Source organism: Providencia sp. PROV040 (assembly GCF_032706145.1).
Lineage (GTDB): Bacteria > Pseudomonadota > Gammaproteobacteria > Enterobacterales > Enterobacteriaceae > Providencia > Providencia hangzhouensis.
In genome coordinates this window covers 112,516-130,607 of sequence record NZ_CP120531.1, presented here as the reverse complement: position 1 = coordinate 130,607, position 18,092 = coordinate 112,516, and the positions used below count along the sequence as shown (strand labels likewise).

Genomic DNA, 18,092 nt, shown 5'->3' with positions numbered 1-18,092 from the left:
CAATGGTGTATACGGGCAAGAAAGAAGGGCAGCAAAACGAGGTGCTTTTCTTTAACTGATATTTTGGAGTTGAAAATGAGTACATTCGGCGCGCACGGCGTAGATTATCTACCTCCCATTGTGATCGATAACACACCAGTAAGAACGAAAAAATCACCACCAAAACCGCCCGGTGTTCAACGAGACATTGCACTTTGTATGTTCTGGCTGGTGCTGAGTATCCCAGCCGCCTACATGTTGATTACCGGCTAACGTGATTCAGACAAAAAAAGCCTCCATTTGGAGGCTTTTGTGTATTGACCTGCTAGCTTTATTTCTTAGTGTGATCTGACATGATTGACTCGACAGATTCTTTAACAACATGAGCATCAGTGCGATGCATGTTGCTTTTCGTGGATTCTACCTTGCCAATAATCGCCATCGCCAACTGCTGGTCGCCGCCTTCAAGTCTGCCGTTCACGTATTCACCACCTGTTGCGAGGGTGACTGCGTGGAAGGCTTGAATGCGAGCGTATTCCATTTGCTCCGGTGTATTGTCTTTGTCTTTGACTGTCCCATACAAGTGAGAAATGGCATTTTTAGCGTTTTCGCCTCTTTCACCGCTAACACCAGTCACTTGAGAGGCCATTTCTTGCGCCTGACCGTAACCTTCCTGATAAGAGAAACCACCCGGCTTAATACCATTTGAGACCTTGTCTAAGGCGCTCTGAACCTTAGGCATTGCATCCCCGGTCATCCCATAGTTTGATTTGTTCACCAACTCGTAACGCGCCGCGTTGCCTCTCATGGTGTTCATCTCTTGAGTTGAACGAGCTTCATGGTTATCCACCATTTTTCTGTTATCGAAGTGTTTATCAATGACGCGCCCTTGAGCCGTACCAGGGGCAGATTCTGCGTAGTTACCGGCGATACCAGCAGCTGCCTGACCTTGGGTCGAACTTGAGCTACCATCAACACCGCCTGCAATGTTGTTAATATGACCTTCTGCTTGCTCGGCCTTACTCGCAATCCCCTGATTTGCCCTGGCTGCTTCTGCACTCACCTCTGGTTGTTGTGAACCTCCACTCACGAAGCCTGATAACTTAGCAACCTCGCCAGCTTGGCCGATTGATGCTGCCGCACTGAACTGGGCGAATGTATGCGCATCTTCCTGCGTCATCCCTAATGAAGAGAGGCGTGCAGTATCCTCATTAATCCGCTGAGATAAGTCTTCGCGACCTGCCAACACTTGAGTCAATGCAGCTTGAGCCTCGTAGTTTCCACCGATAGCTTGAGCTATCTGTGCAGAGTTCATACTCTGGCCCAGTGAGCTACTCATCGAATACTGCTGCGCTTCAGAATAGGATTTTTGAGCCGATTCCTGCTTTTTATAAGCTTCAGCGTATTGTTGTGTTGCCGCAGTGCTTTGCCCAGCCGCTTGCATGCTGCTGTAATAGGCCATTGAAGACTGAGACCTGATTTGGCTAAGTTGAGAACTCATTGCGTCACTGCTTGAGGCGTTATCGCTGCTTGAATAACTGGCGTCGGCAGTGTGGGTTTTACCTTTCGTGGCCGACTCATTACGCTGTAAGGAAGCAGAACCAGAAACGGATGCGCCTGATCCTGCAAACTCCAGACCCGCTTTAGCTTGAGCAGTCCCTTGCACTGAGCCCATATTTAAGGCTGTTAAAGCCTCAGCTTCGGATGTCCCGTTACGCGAAGCAACGTCTTGAACAAATGAACGTTGGGATGAGGTTAGTGAACCTAATGCTGCCTGCATCGCATCTTGACTTTGCTGAGATTGGGTGCCGTTTCTCATACTTGATGCAACTTCTTGGAACATTCTCCCTTCAGATGCTGACCGTTCTACAGAGGCTGATTCAACGTTCTGCTTAGCGCTGGCAAGGTTGGTTGAGGCAGATTGCTTCATGTCAAACTTAGGCAATGCAGAAGATGCCCCACCCATGACAGTACCGCTGGAGCGGTCATAGTTCACATCGGCGCTTCGGTTGCTGATGGCTGGCGCATTTGAAATGTCCGGAGCCATCTGTTTGGTATCTGCCGCATGCGGTGCGGCCGCAGAATTTGCTAATGAGTTAAAGGCCACAGAGCTACCCCAGACGATGAACCCCCCTAAAGCAGGGATCATTGCATAGAGGTTACCTGCCAGACCGATACTCTTTTGCGTTTCATAGAGCATGATATAAAGCTTATCAAACGACACTTGCCCAGGATCTCTGAAGATAACTGACAAGTTAGTCTGGGTATGCACCAGTATGTACATATTGACGATTGCAGCAAGTGGCATCCATGTCTGAGTCCAAATAATCACAAGGAAGTATTTCATGACCAATCGAACTCCCATAATCCCTAACCCGAATAAGAAAGCCATGAAAGGGGTGAGCGCGTAGATTAATCCTTGGAATATAGGCATAAATGCAGCCATCCAGGAGAGGAAAGACGCTCCTGAAGAAGCCCACTGGAAAGCCTGTTGGGTTTGGGTTTGAGCGCGAGTGACCGCTGCCGCACCACGGAAGGCGGCTTCATAGCCGTATTTAGGCACGTCACGAAGGTACGGGTACATGATCATGGTCATTTGGAAATCACGCATGGTTGTACCACTGATGTTATAAAAGTTCATAACCTCTTGTACTTTTGAGTTCTGGGTACAGGCATGACCTGGTTGGCAATCGCGTCCTAATGCGTTGTATGAACGTTGGAAAGCCGCGGAAAGCATTTTACTAGAAGTAGAATGCATCATATTCAACTTGTCATAGGCTTCAGCGCAGGTGTACTGGGACGAAGTGTCTTTGATATCGGGGGTATTAGGGTCCCAACCTACCATCTGCCCATCAAACAAAACAACCCGTTGAAATGCATCATTAGACCGAAGCCCTTGAACGCCCTCCGCGCTACGATAGAGTGTTGAATAGGTCTTTGCCCCGCGCGCAATGTCATTCATAACACAGGTTTTCATGTAGTTCTGAACACTACGCGCAAAATCCACACGCGGTTTTTCGTTTGCCATAAACCAACGCATTGGGTTCTTCATAGAATCATAGTAAGTGGATAAAGCTACCAGAGGATCAAGCGCACCGTACTCCGTCATGGATGGCGTTGAAAATGCCTGTTCCATTTTCTCCGTGATGGAATAACCCACTGTTGAAATAATCGAAGCCGAAGCAGCTAGTCCAGCAGGAACATTATCGACTGCCCGGAAACGACCCGAGGTCACATCCTCAATATTGACGCGGGCAGAGACCTGGAAAAACACCATATACATGACGATACAAACTGCCATGTTCTGGAATGAAATTGTTTTCCCCGCTGAAATAGCTGAGGAAATAACAATTCCGATCACGCCCAACAACGCTGCGATACGGAACAAATCAGAAAACATGCCGCTGTTCATGAGCATAGCGATGGCATTGAATACATTATGCATGAATTCGATATCACCGACGGTATAGACGTTCCACTCAGTCATTTGTTCCTATCCCCTTAGAGAGCGCCATCAACCGAACCTTCACTCTGGAACTCAGTGAGCGGCAGCGATTGCATGTAATGTTGGAAGTATTCTTGGATCTTCACTTCACCACCATACCGTGAGGCCATCGTGGAATATGACATGTCCAGATTTTTGCGTGCGTCCTCAATCATTTTCAAAACATCTTCATAATATGCCGAAGCTGAATTGTCATTTGACTGAGCATAACGAGCGCCCGTCGCTGCTGCGGTTAGCAAATCATTAAGGTATTGATACGCAGCTGAATATGAAAGTACCGGGGCAATATCACGTACATACGAATAACTTGCGTTCAGATCACGGCGCGCAAGGGTAGTCGCCTTGTTTGCAGCCCCTCCCACGTTATAGTAAACCGCTTGGCGAAGACGCTCTTCGCTGACCGCCCCCCCTTCATTTGCCGATAACAGATACCCACCGTAAACGAAGAAATTATTGATCGTATTTGCCACGCCATTCAGGCCAATAGTCTGTTGGACAGGACCCTCACAGGTTTCAGTTTGACCTACACAACTCCACATTTGGAATTCAGGATCACCATTAATCACTGAATTGAGTACGGTTGAGGTAGCTAGAGGGGCCAGTCGAATAACAGATTTAGTCGCAGAACCATCTTTATCTCTGCCCAGACCTTGACCTATGATGATAGTACCGGTCAGCGACATCACGAGTTCTTTTTGCTGTTGCTCTGAGCCCTCAAACTGAGATGAAAATTGTCCATTTTGAAGTAGACACCACATCAAATTACCATAGTCCCCGCAAGGCTTGCGCTTTCCAGCGTCATCCTGCGTTCTTTCTGGAGCTTCGCCACCACCAGCGCTACCCCACATGGCTTTGAACTGGTCTGTGATACCGTCTGAAGACAATTGCGAAGAAACGGACATTTTCGCGCTTTCACCAAACGCTGAAGCAGTATCAACCAATAATCCTTTAGCGAGCTGACAAGAGTTAACAGTCAGATCATTCATCTGTTGGATTACCGCCTGCATTTTTGAAATAGCGTTATCCAGAACGGCGTCCATCGCGTTCAGTGCCAGTTGGAAAGCCAGCCCCGCCGCGTTAGCAGCGATGTTACGCAGCATCTGAACAAACTGCTCGGCGTTAATAAATGAAAAAGAACCACCGAAAAGGTCGATACCACCACAACCACCTGAAGCAGAAGGAAGATCAATCGCTACAGGCGTAAGTGTTCGCAGTTTGTTGCGTAGCACAAATCCCCCCCCTGTATAGCCATCGCGCGTGATGCTGTGATAGTCACCAGCACTGGTTGTGTTTGACATAGAGCCAAACATACTGTCCAGCTGAGAGCTAATATCCGCAGCGTTTGCTGATGATGCGAACAGCCCTGAAAGTGCCACCGAAACGGCCAGAATAGTGCGTTTAAATCCCGTAGCTTTCGCTTTCGTTGTACCCATAATTTACTTACCCCCGCTACCGTTGTTCGGCTTGGTTGACACTGCGTACCCAGATTTTTTCTGAATGTATTTGATGAAGTCGTCCGAGTTTTCCAGGTACTCTTCCGGCATGTCTTTAAGGATGTTTGAGTCGATATACCCATTGTCGTTGTACGGAAGCGTGCTTTTGTACTGCTCGTCGGTGATAAGCCCCGAGTCATGCGCAATCATAATAGTGCGGGATATCAACTGATCGGCACTGAGAGGGCCGAATGAAAGAATGCGTGTCGCTTCTGGTGGAATAGCCAGTGCAAGAGCGGGTGTATTGGTGATCTGCAACTTAGCAGCTTGACCAGTATCCGCACGCCAGTTTTCCATGATGTTTCCAGGCATTGGCTTGCCATCAATCGAGATAGGAATGACTTTCATGCCTGTCATGTAAGTGAACGTATTCATGACCGCTGCTTGTTTCACACAGATGGAGCAATCATCGCCTCGGAAGAAGAAGAAAACACCCGCACGGGTGGCAATGTCCTTGATGACCAGCCGCGAGTTTTTCTCAGCCTCAGCAGACTGATCCATAGCGCCGAAGGTTGACGTGGAGCGACGACTGCTTTCATCAATCAGCGGGTCTGTAGACGTCACTAAGCGCGCCATATCAGTAAACCTGCTAGCCTTGTCCAACATGATGCGCTGAGCAAGATAATAGGCGCGAACATTTTCCTGAGTTGGGTCGTCGATCGCGCGGTCACGCAGTTTTTGTACATTTTCCCGGTACCAGGCCACGGTGAAGGCTTCCGGTCCCTCTTCAGCAGCAACCGTAACGGAAGGTTCGGGAACAGGCATTTGCTTGTCCTGATCTTCGGCTTTGTCCGTTTTAGCAACCGTAGGCTCTGGTTCCATTTCTTCCGGCGGTTCAGGAGGCGTCTTTTTCCAGAACCAACCTTCCTCTTTCCCATCCAGAAACGAGGTGCCACCAGCAGTTACCTGTCCGCTGGTGGCCTTTTGTTTATCTTTGCCACTTTCTGCTACCGCATGAGCAGAGAGCACCCCAAATACCAGGGTAGCGATGACTGTTTTACTGAAACTTTGGAATTTCATCTTCATTACCTTTGGTAAGAATTGCCGCTATCCTGTCAGTCCAGAAAAAAGAGTTTTTCCCCTTGAAAACCCTGGCTTTTTCCAGCTGTTGGCACAGTTGATAGTGTCGATACCTTTGTTGCCCGATCTTTTTAATGATGCTTTCGGGCTTAATGCCAATTTCTCTACAAGCCTCATCGAGTGTCATGCGTCCACCGTACTTTCGTTCAAGTTCACGTTGCAAGCTGAGTCGATTGGAATCAGTGCAAAGTAGGGCTGGCAGCTTAAAAACAGGCATGAGCATCGAGCGGCTGTGAGCACATACGAGAAGTTTCATCAAATCCCTCATCTGATGAATCAATGAGCGGTCATTTTGTCATAGACAGATAAGGAAAACGGCAAAAAAGGGCAGCAAAACGAGGCCAAAAACGGCATGGGTACTGGGTTTGATTGAAATTGACTGATATGTTCGTTTTGTTTACTTAGCTTGCATTGTCCATTAATGCAACACAGGTTATAGAGGGTAAAAAAAAGCAAAAAAAAACCCTGTCCGAAGACAGGGTTTTAGGGTAGTTACCCTAGGCTGAGATTACGTTTTGCTCTTGTCGCGTGTAAACGCGATAGGCATCGAGACAATCAGAAGAACTTTGATAACAAAGTCCTCTGTTATCTTGAGTCCAAAATGTCCACCGAAGACAATCACAATAACGGCAATTGCAACAGTGAAAACAAGAGAGAAGAAGCGAAGGGTATTAAGTTTCATTTTAAGGCTCACTGAGGGAAGTTAAGCACAGCCAGGAGACTGCGCGGAGGGGAAGTTAAATAAAGTTATACAGCCTGACGCTGTTTCATGATTTTACCGTAAACATCTTGAAGGATGAGAACGATGAAATATACGGCCAGAGCAACACAACCAGCAGCAATGACAGACAAGGTGACAAGAACAACCACCATTGTCATAACATCAAAACCGAAAAACACAGTTGCAGCAGCAATGATAAACGCAGGAATCAGCGGAAGGAATTTAAGTAAATTTTTCATACATCACCAAGAAGGGAGTTTGAGGGCATAAAAAAGCAATCACTGAAACAGGCGTGCTTTTAATCCATTACTGAAACGAGAGTAGACACCACCAAAGAGCGTGTCTTTGAAAACGTTCTGCTCTTCATCATCAGATAAAACAGCTTCAGCCATCTCCACAATACTCACCAACATCTGTGCGCAGAATATGTTTTTCTTAAACAATTCCAGGTACAGGCTAGTATGTATGACACCGTTCAAATCCAACGCCAGGTTAATCAATAATGCTTGATTAATACTCAGAGACGGACAGTCAGGGTCATTGTAAGATTGCGTACCCACACCAATTCGGTTCATCGCAAGCAACGTCCGAACTTCGCCTTCTAAATCAGCAAAGCGATGATTGATGTCGATATAGGTTTCTTCATTAATAACCACTCCTTGATAATCGCGCAAATCAGAACCGCGCGAATAATCTTCTTCATCAACGGGCACAATTTCCAGCAGGATGTTGCGAACAGCGATTGGGAAGGTAGTGGTGTAGCGATTATCAGAGGTAACGTAACGCATGAGTAATACTCCTGTAGATAAAAATGATAGTTATGATCACCAAACACTTTGTTCTTTCATGAACTCGGGCTCATGTGCCACGAAACGAATAGCCTCAGCCATCGTTGAGTCGAAGAACTTGGAACACAATTCTCGGCCAAGCATGACTATCTCTTTTTTGAGAAGGTCAAGGCTTTGGTCGGAGAAACGGCCACATGCACAACAATACGCAAAACGCGTCGCCAGCTTTAACACCTGGGATTCGTTTTGGTTAACACCAAACGCAGTATTGGCAATGCCAAGTCCACGATCATTAAGCAGCTTCACAGTCAGCATATCGGAATGAATTAACGCCAAATCAGCTTGTTCTTGAACATCAGAAGTAGGCCAAAGGGGCATATTCTCAGATACGAAACCGTAAATGCTCAATTCAACAGAATGAGACATACGTACCTCTTTAATAGATTTATGAATTTAGGAAGTTAAAAAATACCGGGTTTGCAACGGGCCAAAGCGGCCAAGATGCGTTCGCGAGCAGGGGAAGGGCTAACAGTTGCCTGAATACCTTCAATCCAATCCTCAACCGGTATGCGGGTGAATTTGTCGTCTGTATTGCGGATACGAAATGCAATCACAGCCCAACGTGATAAAGCATATTTAACACAAGCCTCATCACCGGGAACGACAACGCCACGCAGTTTTGCGGAGGCGTTATTGTATTCAATCAATGCACAAGCACTCATACAGTTCACCAAAACGAAAGACCCACGAAGGGGCCTTTGCTTTTCAGAAGTTAATATTATCGTTTACTGCGACGGGAATAGGTTCCTCATGTGCAGCGATATCTATGAAGTTAAAACGTTTAATGTCGGTGGCGCGAAGCACTTTGCCAGTAGAGAGCACAAATGTCTCAACGTCAGCGTGGCGACTATCAGGCCAGGACTGAGCTATTGAGGTTTCACGGATTAAAAATGACCGTTTGTTTGACGTGAAAGACACGTAAGGTATCAGCATGGCTTAACCCTCGGAGTCCATCAAACTATAGCCGTAATTTGTTAACGTATTTACTAAACACAGTGCGTCAACGGTCATGTACGGCCACCAATTACCCGCTTCATCACGGAAAAAGTGTATTTCCAATGAATCTGGGGCCATTGGATGGTACGTATTGATCACGAAAGACTCTTCAAAAACAGGCAGGGTTTCAAACAGACTAACACTACGCCTTGGTGAATTGTCATGCACGTAACCAATGAGGTCATCAATCATTTTAACGGTAAAGCCGTTTTGTGGCTCCACGACAGAAGTATCAAAATTAATATATTTAGCCATGATGAATATCTCCAAGAGAAAGTAAAACGCTGACAAATGTCAGCGTTATTCTTTAAGCAGTTATGCACACTTCCGAGCAGCTTCAGCAGGGTAGTAGTGATAGAACGCTTTCTTGTATTTTTCGAAACCGCGACGCTGTGAATCAACGAAATCCATATTGGATGGCGCATCGTAATGGTTGGACTGAATCAAACGATCTTGTTCAGCCAAATCATGCTTCCAGCGGTGCAGAACACTCATACGAGTCTCATAGGGATCCAGTTTGGCAAAGAAACAGCAGCTTGTGAAAGAGCAAAGGTCTGACTGATTTTTATCAGAAAAGAACCAGAGAATTTCATCAATACGCTGTTCGATGTTACTTCTGGGAGCAGTCATTATGTACAGAGAATCACGGATAATTTCGTAAGCCATCTGTTGCGAATAACGCAGTTGATAACTGTCATCTTTGGCAGCGCAAATAGCTTCATAAGTCCGGTCGTCAGCTTCAAACAGGTCGTTGAAGGACAACTGATTTTCATGAGCAATTGCTTTTTTGGACATAGTCATTTCGATCACCTTTAATAGATTTAAAATAAATTTAGGAATTAAAAACCCGGCCCCATGCAAGGCAGGAGGCTTAGGGTTGGTTTAGGAAAGTTATAAAATTAACGAGTTAAAGCTTTGCGGGAGACCTCAAGAAGTTTTCCGCGAAGGGCAGAGACAGAACCAACAGCAACACCAGTGTCATCGAATAGAGAAGTCATAACGTTTTCATTGGCACCGCCGAAGCCAATACCAATTACAATCACACCTTCTTTTTTCGCGTCCTTGACCATCTGAACAACAGGTCCCGAGTTATCGGGCTTGCCATCAGTGACCACAACCATGACATGGCGATCAGCACGCGCGTTTAGCAAATCACTGAACGCAGGCCATAAAGCTTGTTCCAGTGGCGTGCAACCATTTGCGCTAATACCGAATTGTTTTGCGTTAACCGCAGCCCGGAAGCTTTGTTCACGCGCTTTTAGCAAGCCAACATTGTTTGTGGTTGCATGCGGGAAATGATAGGCCGAAGTCGAAACACCTTTGATGCCATCCAATGCAAAGAGCAAGGAGACAACAGCAGCTTCCGCTTCAACCATGTCAGAACCCAAGGAACTACTTGAATCAAGCAGAACAGTAAAGGCAGAGTTGAACTCAACAGCTTTGGATTTATGACGGAATAACTTGTTTTCTCCTAGAAGAGCCGAAGTCAGCCGACGCGTATCCAAAACACGACCAGTTTCTTTATGTGTACGACGAATTTGCTGCATACCCTGAAGAAGCCCATGCATTGACTGACGAAGGCCAGACGCAGCCTGAACACCTCGGAGAACCGAAGCTTCAGACGTTGCATGACGCTTAGCAGGAGCAATGCCGAACGGGGTGGCGGCAGGAGTGCGCTCACTTGGAGGAACAGTATCTTCAACACAGTCATTCAAACGCTCACCAGCACCTTTAATAACCACTTGGAGGTCATCGTCAGTGATATTGGCAAAAGGGTCTGAGTTGGCTGTTTTAGAAGATGAAGAGCTGGTTGAATCACCTGAGGAATCATCTCCGCCAGAAGCCGAGTTGTCATCATTATCAGGTTCATCACCAGGCTGATCAGCTGATCCTTGAGACGATTGGTCGCCTGAAGAATTACCGTCAGCATCAGCTTCGGAATCTGGACTCCCATTGTCATCGCCAGGCTGTGAGTTATCACTGCTTGGTTCAGACGAAGAGTCGTCATCAGTTCCAGAAGGCTGATCTTGTTGGTCTTGTTGATTTTCGTTAAAAGCATCTACTGCGAGATCGTACAGACGACAGGAAATATCCAGACAGTCAGCAATTGATGGCGCGTTAATCGCCAAACCGAGAAGGTCCATCGCGGTGTCAAACATGTTTTGTCCGAACAAGCGAATGAAGTCTGCTTGGGCTTGCTCAACAGGAATGTTCAGCGCGTGATAACGTTTGAAACCACATAGCAGCAAACCGTTGAGAAACGCTACAGCAGGATCATCAGTTGGTTGCGCATCTTCATTAAAAACAAAGTGATTTAACGCTTTGAGATATGAAGGTACACCAGGGAAACGACGTCCAATCGCACGTTCAATACGAAGGTCTTCGGTTATGTTTACCAGCTGATGAAGCACACTTGGGTTGTAGCCTTGTTTGGCGCGAGCAGGAATGCCTTCTACCAGAATAGGAAACTCTGTGTATTTGACATGAGCTGCTTCGTGAACCAAATAACCCAGAAGGACGTCAGACAACTCTTCAGCATCTTTATAAAAAGGAATGTTGATAGTGAATGAAGTACCTTGCTGAGAGGCATAAGCCGTAGAACCACCAACCGTAACTTTTACACCAAACTGATCACTCAGGGCGCGTGCAACGATAGGCAGCGAGTTATAAATACCCATACTTACCTCACAATAGATTTAATAGATTTAAAGGGACTAGAAACTGTCCAGAATTAAGGAATTAAAAAAGGCCCTCGAAGGGGCCTTAGAATTTAGAACAACATAATACCGTCATCATCTGAATCGACATCAGCAAACACCACAGTATCGAGTGTTTCGGAAGCCGGAGCGTTCAGATTTACAGGCTCAGCAGTTGGGTCGATAAACGAGCCAAGCATCGCGCTGTCATCAACAACTTCGATTGACTCAGCAGCCGGGGCAACTTCAACAGAAGCCGGTGTATTAGCCTCTGAAACAATAGGATCAGCAACAGGGCCAGCCGGTGGCAGGTCAGTTGGCAGATCAGCCAGGAAGTTATCATCAATCGTTTCAGCGACTGCAAATGCGTTAGTGTGTGTAACCACTTCAGCAGGAGCAGGGGCTTGTTCCAAAACCGTTTGCGCTGGTGGAGAAACCAAATCGGTAGATGGCAATTCAAAAGAATCGACAGCAACCAATGAGGCATCCAAACCAGAAGCAGCTTGCGGATTTGAAAACAACGAAACGAAGGACTTAGCAGCATGCGGGTCACGCAGGTTATTAAGAAGAGACAATGCATCGTTGTAGTCTTTACCGGTAATTTTACCTGTCAAAGGTAAGTTATCGAGGACTTGAGACATGTACTCACACAAACCTTCAACACTGGAGTCTATAAAGGATAACGTGCGAAACTTTCCTACAGCAACACGAAGAGGATTCAACGTGTGTTGCGAAATTGCATTGGGATTCAAATTCTTCAAATACCCTTCTGCAATAGACGAAACTTCTTCGTAGATTTCGTCCGCTAAACTTTTCACTTGGCCTGCAAAACCATCTTCAATGATGGCATTGCCGTAAGGGGTGATATGAATCGCAGTAAACCCAAATTGAATTTGAGCTTCCATATAGCCGATATCAATCGCCGCATCACGCAATAAGATTGCACGATACTTTTCCTCGAAAGAGTTGATCCAGCCATTAAAATCGGCTTTCAAAAACTCTTTTTTGTAGGCATAAAACTCTTGCTTAACGTCATTCAAACTACTGATAAGTTCATTAACCTTGTCGGTAGGGATAGCATAGCCACCCATAAAGCGAATCCCGACACCCTGACATAAGCTATGAGCTTTAGTCTTTAAACGTTCAAACGGGTTAATGAGTTTCGGGTCAATGACTTTTTTGGAACCGAGAGACACCATAACATCCGGTGGCAAATCGGCACCAACACCAAAATCTTCTTTCTTCAGTTTCTTACGACCGCTAATACCCGAAATATCAGAAAGAGAGACCAGGATCAGTTGTTCAAGGACTTGGTTGTTAGCTTGAGTTGGAGTGTTGATAGACATAATAATTACCTTATTTAATAGATTTAAGAAATTAAAAAGGCCCGAAGATGGGCCGATATTTAGAGAGTTATATTCAGAGAGGCTTTAGCGAGGCTTAACCGAAAATGGCTTTGAGGATGGCGTGCAGAGCACGTTTATCATCAGCACCAGCGCGGTTACCGATTTGCAGGTCGAAAGAAAATTGCAGAGCATTAGGCATTTTAGCCTGCTGCATCAGCGAGAAACGTTCAACCCAAGCAATCAGAGAGCGTGTAGAGCAAGTAACAGACAAACGCGTGTCTGGCGAAACAGTGGGGACGTTGATAGCAGAGCCATCAGCGGGCTGGTTAAAATCACCAGCGATATCACTGCCGACAAACAACTTACGAATGGTGTTAGCCACGTCAACTAACTTAGCGGCAAGAACCTTTTCAGAAATAAACTTTTGAATTAACGAGGTTTCAACGTCTTTCGGCATGTAGTTGGCGTTGATGAACATGTAGCGATCAAGGTTCGCTACGTTCAATACCTTTACACCACCGTAGACACCCGTTAAGTCACCCTGGCCGATAGAGTTGGCAGTAGCGACAAATCGGAAGTTAGGATGCTTTTTGATCACTTCATTGGTTTCAGGAATAACAAGATTCCCACCCTCCAAAATAGCGTTAAAAGCGTTAGCACAGCTTGGGTCTAGTTGGTCATATTCGTCTAAAAGAAAAATAAGGCCAAACTTGTAAGCCAGTGCCAGAGGACCATAAAGGAAGTCTGTACGGGTATCACCGGTCATTTTGTCACAAACGAGACGAAGACCACCGACAAGACTATTAATGTCCAAATCCTGTGAAGCCGTTGTTTTCATCAAAGGCCAGTTCAGTCGTGCAGCAACTTGCTCGACAATACTGGTTTTACCGCAACCTGTTGGACCAGAAATCCAAAGCGACTGACCTTGGGGGTAGTTAATCCACATCAAGACAGAAGCACGCAGGGAGGGCTCAAACACGTAGTTATTGTTTCGGGTAGGAATGGCCGCACTGAATGCGTTATCCGGAGCGAAACCTGCATACGGTTTAACTTTTACTGTCGAATCCTTTGGAATGACAACGCCGAATAGCTCCGGAGAGATAGCAACGTTACGAACCAGGGCATCAGCAGATAAAGTAGTGTTAAAAGTAGTCATGAAAGTAACCTCATTAATTTAGATAGATTTAAAAAATTTAGGGAGTTTAAAAAGTGAAGAGTCGTTGTATTAAGCGGCAGGAGAACAGCAAACCAGATTGGAATGCGTGTACCGGCTACTCATTTGTCCTTGTTCACAGACAATCGACTTAGGTGCATAGGTGGCATACGCCTTGATTCCACGCTCAGAAAGCGAAGAGATCAGGGTAGGCATAAAGTAGGTTTTGGCATAAACCAAAACACCTTCAGCTTGGTGACGAGAACAAAGCAGCAAAGCGATATCCGCAAGGTCGTCGGCACGTTGTTGCATTAACGAAACAGTAGGGCAGTCATTGAACGAGAGCTTTTCACGAATAACTTGTGAAATGTTACGTTCAACATCAATCACACCCATTTCGCGTTGTGCGTCGGATGCTTTATATGCAGTCAGATTAACGATAAACATGGAGAGACTCCTGAAATTAATAGATTTAAAAGGTTTAAGGCCTCAGGAAAGAGGCGAGATTTAATGTATTGCAAAGTTCCAGTAGAGTGACTGGAGGCACTTGTAGTTCTCAGCATGAGAACGAAACACCGTTTTCGACGCATAAAAAAACCCGCAGCTTAAAAAGCAACGGGCTATCGAATTTGGTACAGATATGCGTGTGCCGTGTGAATGAGATTAAACGCATTCAGAAGGGCGATATGGCCGAAATTAGGTGTTTAGGGGCGAGATGCCAGAAGTTAGGCGGTGTGTACCGCACCGCTACAATAATCAATTGCGCGCACAAGGTCAACAAGAAAAAACCCGACCGAAGTCGGGTGTGTATGAGTTAAAACAACAACAAGGCGGTATCAGCAACATCAGGCAGTGCATCACCTTCAGCAACAATAGGTTTGAAGGCTTCAGGTGGAACATAAACGCTATCCTCAGGGGAGGCGTCATATTCATACACTGACAAAGTGGAGCGTAACGATTCCTGGGTGACACAATCAGGATACTGTTCAGCAGTAGCATTAAGACGCTCTGAGATCATTTTCCAGTTTGTACGACCTTTGACTTTACTTTCCAGATAGCGAAAACCAAATCCGTCAATGCGAATAGGGTCATTACTATTAAACCCAAGACCTATTGCCAGACCTTGAATAGACGCCTTAAGCGTTTCTTCGAGATCAGACAGCTGGGCTTTTACGGCCTCAAACTCAACTTCTTTGGCGCGGACATTCGCAACTTGACGGCGGATATCAGCAATACGAGCAGAGAGGTCATCGGGAGCAGTAAATTCACTGGTCTGAGCCAAAATTTCAGCATCAGAAATCAGCAGGATGTCTTGCTGTTTATCAAAAGCCGGAGCGACCTTTTCCTCTAAACGTTCCCAAAATTCTTTGCATGCAGCAAATAAGCGGTTGAAAGCAGTTTGGTTTGGTTTGATGAGGAAAATCTTCGGCTGATCTTTAGCGGACCAAAAAACGAGATAAGCTTGTGGGGCACCTGTTACGAATAGTTGGTGCTGAACCTGCCAGAAGTAATATTTAAATTCCGGCGAAGCTGAACCTTGTTCAAGGATGGCTAAATGTTTTTTCTCAGAGAGATTCTTGATTTCCAGTACGGAACGGTCATCGAGCTGTCCATCAAGCGAAGCTATCATGAACGGATACTTGGCATGTCGAACGCAAAAAGGTGAAGCAATTTGCCCCAACTCATTTTCACAGTATGACCGCGCAAGCGCTTCGAGTTTGTTACCGGCATCTACCTGCTTGATAGCAGATAAATCTTCAGATGCAAGCAAGCCTGCATACTGAAGGTACAACTGATAGGGCGTTTTCATTGCACCAGGCGCACCCATAAGAATAGGGGAGCATGTTGCGGTAACACCGGTTCTACGCCATTTGTGCCACTCAGGAGTTCCTTGTTCAATATCGACAATTTCACAGATTGAATCAGACATACGATCACCATAAAAATTTATAAAATTAAAAAAACCGGCAAAAAATGCCGGTTATGTTTTATGCCGCTTTAGCCGTAGAAATCAGTTCGCACAGCATCTCTTTGAGACCCTTGTGTTTGACTGAATTTAAGGCTGACTCAAGTTCGTCGAATTGACCGGACTGAAGAGCTTGGGAGTAAAGCACTTGCATTGAGTTAGTTTCGACCTCAACAGAAGAAACCCACTGTGTTGCACTGGCTTTAAACTCACCGTCAGCGAGACGATTAACAAAGTCATTTGCGATCCCAAAATCACACTGGTGAATGGACTCAGAAACTTTTGCACTGAGCAGATCACGGCGCGATTGTTCCAGTTGACGTTTTGCGTAAACCAATTCGCTGTCATTGAAGGAAAAAGCATCTTTCAGTTCTGCGATCATGGTTTCGTAAGCCAGCGTTTTTTCAGCGCGAGTCACGAGTTTTGCAATACGTTTGAAACTGCTTTGACGAACACCAGGAATATCAGACATCGGAACTTGAAGTTCTTCTGGCTGAGAATCACCAGCAGTTGATTCCGTTTGAACATCAACGGAAGCAGACTGAGGTTCCTGCATAACAGGCTGTGACTCCTGTTCAGGAGTAGTGACGTCATTATGAGCAACAACTTCACCCTCAATAACACTGTCATCGGCAGCATTAGCCTGAGATGAAGCAACGTCATTGTTAGCAGCCTGAGCAGCTTGACGTTGAGCCATTTCAGCAGCAGCAGCTTCAACAGGGACATGAGCGGAAGATTTGAACCCTTCTTCACCGTAGGTATTGAGATAATCAATCACTGCGCTGATCCGAGTTCGATTGCCTGGGATTAAATGAACGGTTTGTTTAAGGGCGGATTTAAGAACCATTTTCCACGGGAAGGTTGTCCACGGGGAAGACGCTCTTTTATCCACTTTTTTCCAGGATTCAGACACTGCACGAGCAGCAGCTAAATCTTCTACAGTTACGAAGTAAACGAGGTTGCGGCCATCACGCATGAGAAAATCCACATAGACACCACGGAAGTTACCACGAGCGCCTAAGGTGCCTTTATCCGTTACCGTCAGAATTAAATCTCCTTTGCTAGCAAAGGGGTCAAACTCATGAATCGGACTTTGACGACGACCTTGTGGTTTAAATACTGCATCTTTCTCAAACACCAATTCAGCAACAATATCCTGGCAGAGCCCTTCATCTGTAGCCATTTTAATGAGGCCGAGATAAGAAACATCCAAGATCACTCGATTATTTCGCGGAACCAGATAAGCCAGTTTCTGCGAAGGGTCGAGCGTCAAACCGGAACTCGCTAACTGTAAAAACGCGGTCTCGAAAGAACGCGGGTTAGTCAACGCAATTCCAGTGAGGTAGTCACTGTTGTTAATGATGTGCTTAGCAAACACACACTCTCTCTGGAAGGAGATATTTGGGTGCATTGCAGCCTTTTCAAACTGACTACCTAGAGTCATCATGTGACGGGTCACAGTATCAACCCTGACAGTGATGTCAGTGTTGGCTCTTTTCGCGTTATTGTTGTCATAAACGCGACGGCTGTTGTTCGAATAAGACATGGTAATACCTCTTTAATAGATTTAAATAGAATGTTTTCCGTAAGGCAGATATGAAAATGCCACCGATTAACCACGCATATCGGTATAGCTACCATTTACGACCGCAGCTCTTGCAGCAAGAATGTGATGCGTAGGACTTGCAGGAGAGACAAACGAACGTGGTTTAGGTGCAGTAGTCGTTTCTTTCGAAACGGTAGCTGCAACATCCACAGGTCGGCTATTTACGGCTCTTTTAGCATTGGCTGATGCAATTGCAGCTTGATAGACTTCGCGGAATTTATTACCAACAGATTTAACCTCTTCATCGGTCATTTTCTGCCAAATCAACTCAGCTTCTTCACGTTTCTTCATTTCTGGAGAACGAGTCGGTTGCTGAGGCTGCGTTGCGGGTGTTACTGGCTCAATGTAGGACTGAGGTTTAGCTTCATTGACACGAGTATCGACAACCAAATTAGTGGCAATATCGTGGACATAGAAAACATGAAACTCAGTACGGTGAGTATCAACGCCATCTTTTACAAAGCGAACAGAGCGAGCAATGGCTTCGATAGAGATCTCAGAGTCTTTCTTGATGGTATTGTTGAGGAAGTCCGCAACGTTACCGAAAGCCTTCATAGAGTAGAACTCAGTAACTTTCTGTTTATTGATCGTCATTTCACAGCCTAAGCGGAAAAAGATAACTGAATCTTTACCGTTACGGGCAGGAGTGTAACGAGGGTCAATAGCAACAGTACCTTTAGCTTTAGAGAACATAATTAATACC

The 18,092-nt window shown here is 45.8% G+C and carries 19 protein-coding genes; 1 reads left to right on the top strand and 18 read right to left on the bottom strand.

Annotated elements, in window-relative coordinates:
• Positions 1 to 75 precede the first annotated feature (75 nt).
• Positions 76 to 252, top strand: a complete 177-nt coding sequence (locus tag P3L40_RS23215; RefSeq protein ID WP_163768397.1) for a hypothetical protein — start codon at positions 76 to 78, stop codon at positions 250 to 252.
• 58 nt (positions 253 to 310) lie between these two features.
• Here the strand turns inward: P3L40_RS23215 and P3L40_RS23210 are convergent, their stop codons facing one another.
• The 18 genes from P3L40_RS23210 to P3L40_RS23125 form a co-directional block, all read right to left on the bottom strand.
• On the bottom strand, positions 311 to 3,466 hold the full coding sequence (locus P3L40_RS23210; protein ID WP_140172836.1) for a conjugal transfer protein TraG N-terminal domain-containing protein: 3,156 nt from the start codon (positions 3,464 to 3,466) through the stop codon (positions 311 to 313).
• Positions 3,467 to 3,480: 14 nt separating this feature from the next.
• A complete protein-coding gene (locus tag P3L40_RS23205; RefSeq protein ID WP_131680368.1) occupies positions 3,481 to 4,917 on the bottom strand; it encodes a conjugal transfer protein TraH in 1,437 nt (478 codons plus the stop codon).
• Between the two features lie 3 nt (positions 4,918 to 4,920).
• Positions 4,921 to 5,997, bottom strand: a complete 1,077-nt coding sequence (traF, locus tag P3L40_RS23200) for a conjugal transfer protein TraF (RefSeq protein WP_094962572.1) — start codon at positions 5,995 to 5,997, stop codon at positions 4,921 to 4,923.
• Positions 5,975 to 6,313, bottom strand: coding sequence for a hypothetical protein (locus P3L40_RS23195; RefSeq protein WP_165568268.1), 339 nt, complete (start codon positions 6,311 to 6,313; stop codon positions 5,975 to 5,977). The genes traF and P3L40_RS23195 overlap by 23 nt, the downstream gene beginning before the upstream one ends.
• Before the next feature lie 491 nt (positions 6,314 to 6,804).
• A complete protein-coding gene (locus P3L40_RS23190; RefSeq protein ID WP_094962185.1) occupies positions 6,805 to 7,017 on the bottom strand; it encodes a hypothetical protein in 213 nt (70 codons plus the stop codon).
• A 39-nt stretch (positions 7,018 to 7,056) separates the two neighbouring features.
• Positions 7,057 to 7,566: a hypothetical protein gene (locus tag P3L40_RS23185; protein WP_094962186.1), complete on the bottom strand. Its 510-nt coding sequence runs from the start codon at positions 7,564 to 7,566 to the stop codon at positions 7,057 to 7,059.
• Between the two features lie 36 nt (positions 7,567 to 7,602).
• Complete coding sequence (locus tag P3L40_RS23180; RefSeq protein WP_094962187.1) at positions 7,603 to 7,992, bottom strand: hypothetical protein; 390 nt, start codon at positions 7,990 to 7,992, stop codon at positions 7,603 to 7,605.
• A gap of 35 nt (positions 7,993 to 8,027) precedes the next feature.
• Positions 8,028 to 8,288 carry a hypothetical protein gene (locus tag P3L40_RS23175; protein ID WP_094962188.1) on the bottom strand — a complete coding sequence of 87 codons (261 nt, stop codon included), beginning with the start codon at positions 8,286 to 8,288 and terminating at the stop codon, positions 8,028 to 8,030.
• A gap of 43 nt (positions 8,289 to 8,331) precedes the next feature.
• On the bottom strand, positions 8,332 to 8,559 hold the full coding sequence (locus tag P3L40_RS23170) for a hypothetical protein (protein WP_094962189.1): 228 nt from the start codon (positions 8,557 to 8,559) through the stop codon (positions 8,332 to 8,334).
• A gap of 3 nt (positions 8,560 to 8,562) precedes the next feature.
• Positions 8,563 to 8,877, bottom strand: a complete 315-nt coding sequence (locus P3L40_RS23165; protein WP_094962190.1) for a hypothetical protein — start codon at positions 8,875 to 8,877, stop codon at positions 8,563 to 8,565.
• A 60-nt stretch (positions 8,878 to 8,937) separates the two neighbouring features.
• Positions 8,938 to 9,423 (bottom strand): hypothetical protein, encoded by a 486-nt coding sequence (locus P3L40_RS23160; protein WP_094962191.1) that lies wholly within the window; start codon positions 9,421 to 9,423, stop codon positions 8,938 to 8,940.
• A 98-nt stretch (positions 9,424 to 9,521) separates the two neighbouring features.
• Positions 9,522 to 11,150, bottom strand: coding sequence for a VWA domain-containing protein (locus P3L40_RS23155; protein WP_239509708.1), 1,629 nt, complete (start codon positions 11,148 to 11,150; stop codon positions 9,522 to 9,524).
• A 242-nt stretch (positions 11,151 to 11,392) separates the two neighbouring features.
• Positions 11,393 to 12,664 carry a DUF3150 domain-containing protein gene (locus tag P3L40_RS23150; protein WP_094962193.1) on the bottom strand — a complete coding sequence of 424 codons (1,272 nt, stop codon included), beginning with the start codon at positions 12,662 to 12,664 and terminating at the stop codon, positions 11,393 to 11,395.
• A gap of 94 nt (positions 12,665 to 12,758) precedes the next feature.
• Complete coding sequence (locus P3L40_RS23145) at positions 12,759 to 13,820, bottom strand: AAA family ATPase (RefSeq protein WP_136135148.1); 1,062 nt, start codon at positions 13,818 to 13,820, stop codon at positions 12,759 to 12,761.
• A gap of 69 nt (positions 13,821 to 13,889) precedes the next feature.
• Positions 13,890 to 14,264 (bottom strand): hypothetical protein, encoded by a 375-nt coding sequence (locus tag P3L40_RS23140; protein ID WP_094962195.1) that lies wholly within the window; start codon positions 14,262 to 14,264, stop codon positions 13,890 to 13,892.
• A gap of 367 nt (positions 14,265 to 14,631) precedes the next feature.
• A complete protein-coding gene (locus P3L40_RS23135) occupies positions 14,632 to 15,747 on the bottom strand; it encodes a lambda-exonuclease family protein (protein WP_136135147.1) in 1,116 nt (371 codons plus the stop codon).
• Between the two features lie 58 nt (positions 15,748 to 15,805).
• Entirely contained in the window at positions 15,806 to 17,329 is a 1,524-nt protein-coding gene (locus P3L40_RS23130) for a recombinase RecT (protein WP_094962197.1), read from the bottom strand.
• A 66-nt stretch (positions 17,330 to 17,395) separates the two neighbouring features.
• Positions 17,396 to 18,082 (bottom strand): single-stranded DNA-binding protein, encoded by a 687-nt coding sequence (locus P3L40_RS23125; protein ID WP_094962198.1) that lies wholly within the window; start codon positions 18,080 to 18,082, stop codon positions 17,396 to 17,398.
• Positions 18,083 to 18,092: the final 10 nt, after the last annotated feature.

What these genes read in the sequence shown, in the direction of transcription:
- P3L40_RS23190 (WP_094962185.1), bottom strand. Translation starts at nt 7,017, where the DNA reads ATGAAAAATTTACTTAAATTCCTTCCGCTGATTCCTGCGTTTATCATT.
- P3L40_RS23205 (WP_131680368.1), bottom strand. Translation starts at nt 4,917, where the DNA reads ATGGGTACAACGAAAGCGAAAGCTACGGGATTTAAACGCACTATTCTG.
- P3L40_RS23185 (WP_094962186.1), bottom strand. Translation starts at nt 7,566, where the DNA reads ATGCGTTACGTTACCTCTGATAATCGCTACACCACTACCTTCCCAATC.
- P3L40_RS23125 (WP_094962198.1), bottom strand. Translation starts at nt 18,082, where the DNA reads ATGTTCTCTAAAGCTAAAGGTACTGTTGCTATTGACCCTCGTTACACT.
- P3L40_RS23160 (WP_094962191.1), bottom strand. Translation starts at nt 9,423, where the DNA reads ATGACTATGTCCAAAAAAGCAATTGCTCATGAAAATCAGTTGTCCTTC.
- P3L40_RS23175 (WP_094962188.1), bottom strand. Translation starts at nt 8,288, where the DNA reads ATGAGTGCTTGTGCATTGATTGAATACAATAACGCCTCCGCAAAACTG.
- traF (WP_094962572.1), bottom strand. Translation starts at nt 5,997, where the DNA reads ATGAAATTCCAAAGTTTCAGTAAAACAGTCATCGCTACCCTGGTATTT.
- P3L40_RS23210 (WP_140172836.1), bottom strand. Translation starts at nt 3,466, where the DNA reads ATGACTGAGTGGAACGTCTATACCGTCGGTGATATCGAATTCATGCAT.
- P3L40_RS23170 (WP_094962189.1), bottom strand. Translation starts at nt 8,559, where the DNA reads ATGCTGATACCTTACGTGTCTTTCACGTCAAACAAACGGTCATTTTTA.
- P3L40_RS23195 (WP_165568268.1), bottom strand. Translation starts at nt 6,313, where the DNA reads ATGAAACTTCTCGTATGTGCTCACAGCCGCTCGATGCTCATGCCTGTT.
- P3L40_RS23150 (WP_094962193.1), bottom strand. Translation starts at nt 12,664, where the DNA reads ATGTCTATCAACACTCCAACTCAAGCTAACAACCAAGTCCTTGAACAA.
- P3L40_RS23215 (WP_163768397.1), top strand. Translation starts at nt 76, where the DNA reads ATGAGTACATTCGGCGCGCACGGCGTAGATTATCTACCTCCCATTGTG.
- P3L40_RS23135 (WP_136135147.1), bottom strand. Translation starts at nt 15,747, where the DNA reads ATGTCTGATTCAATCTGTGAAATTGTCGATATTGAACAAGGAACTCCT.
- P3L40_RS23165 (WP_094962190.1), bottom strand. Translation starts at nt 8,877, where the DNA reads ATGGCTAAATATATTAATTTTGATACTTCTGTCGTGGAGCCACAAAAC.
- P3L40_RS23180 (WP_094962187.1), bottom strand. Translation starts at nt 7,992, where the DNA reads ATGTCTCATTCTGTTGAATTGAGCATTTACGGTTTCGTATCTGAGAAT.
- P3L40_RS23145 (WP_136135148.1), bottom strand. Translation starts at nt 13,820, where the DNA reads ATGACTACTTTTAACACTACTTTATCTGCTGATGCCCTGGTTCGTAAC.
- P3L40_RS23140 (WP_094962195.1), bottom strand. Translation starts at nt 14,264, where the DNA reads ATGTTTATCGTTAATCTGACTGCATATAAAGCATCCGACGCACAACGC.
- P3L40_RS23130 (WP_094962197.1), bottom strand. Translation starts at nt 17,329, where the DNA reads ATGTCTTATTCGAACAACAGCCGTCGCGTTTATGACAACAATAACGCG.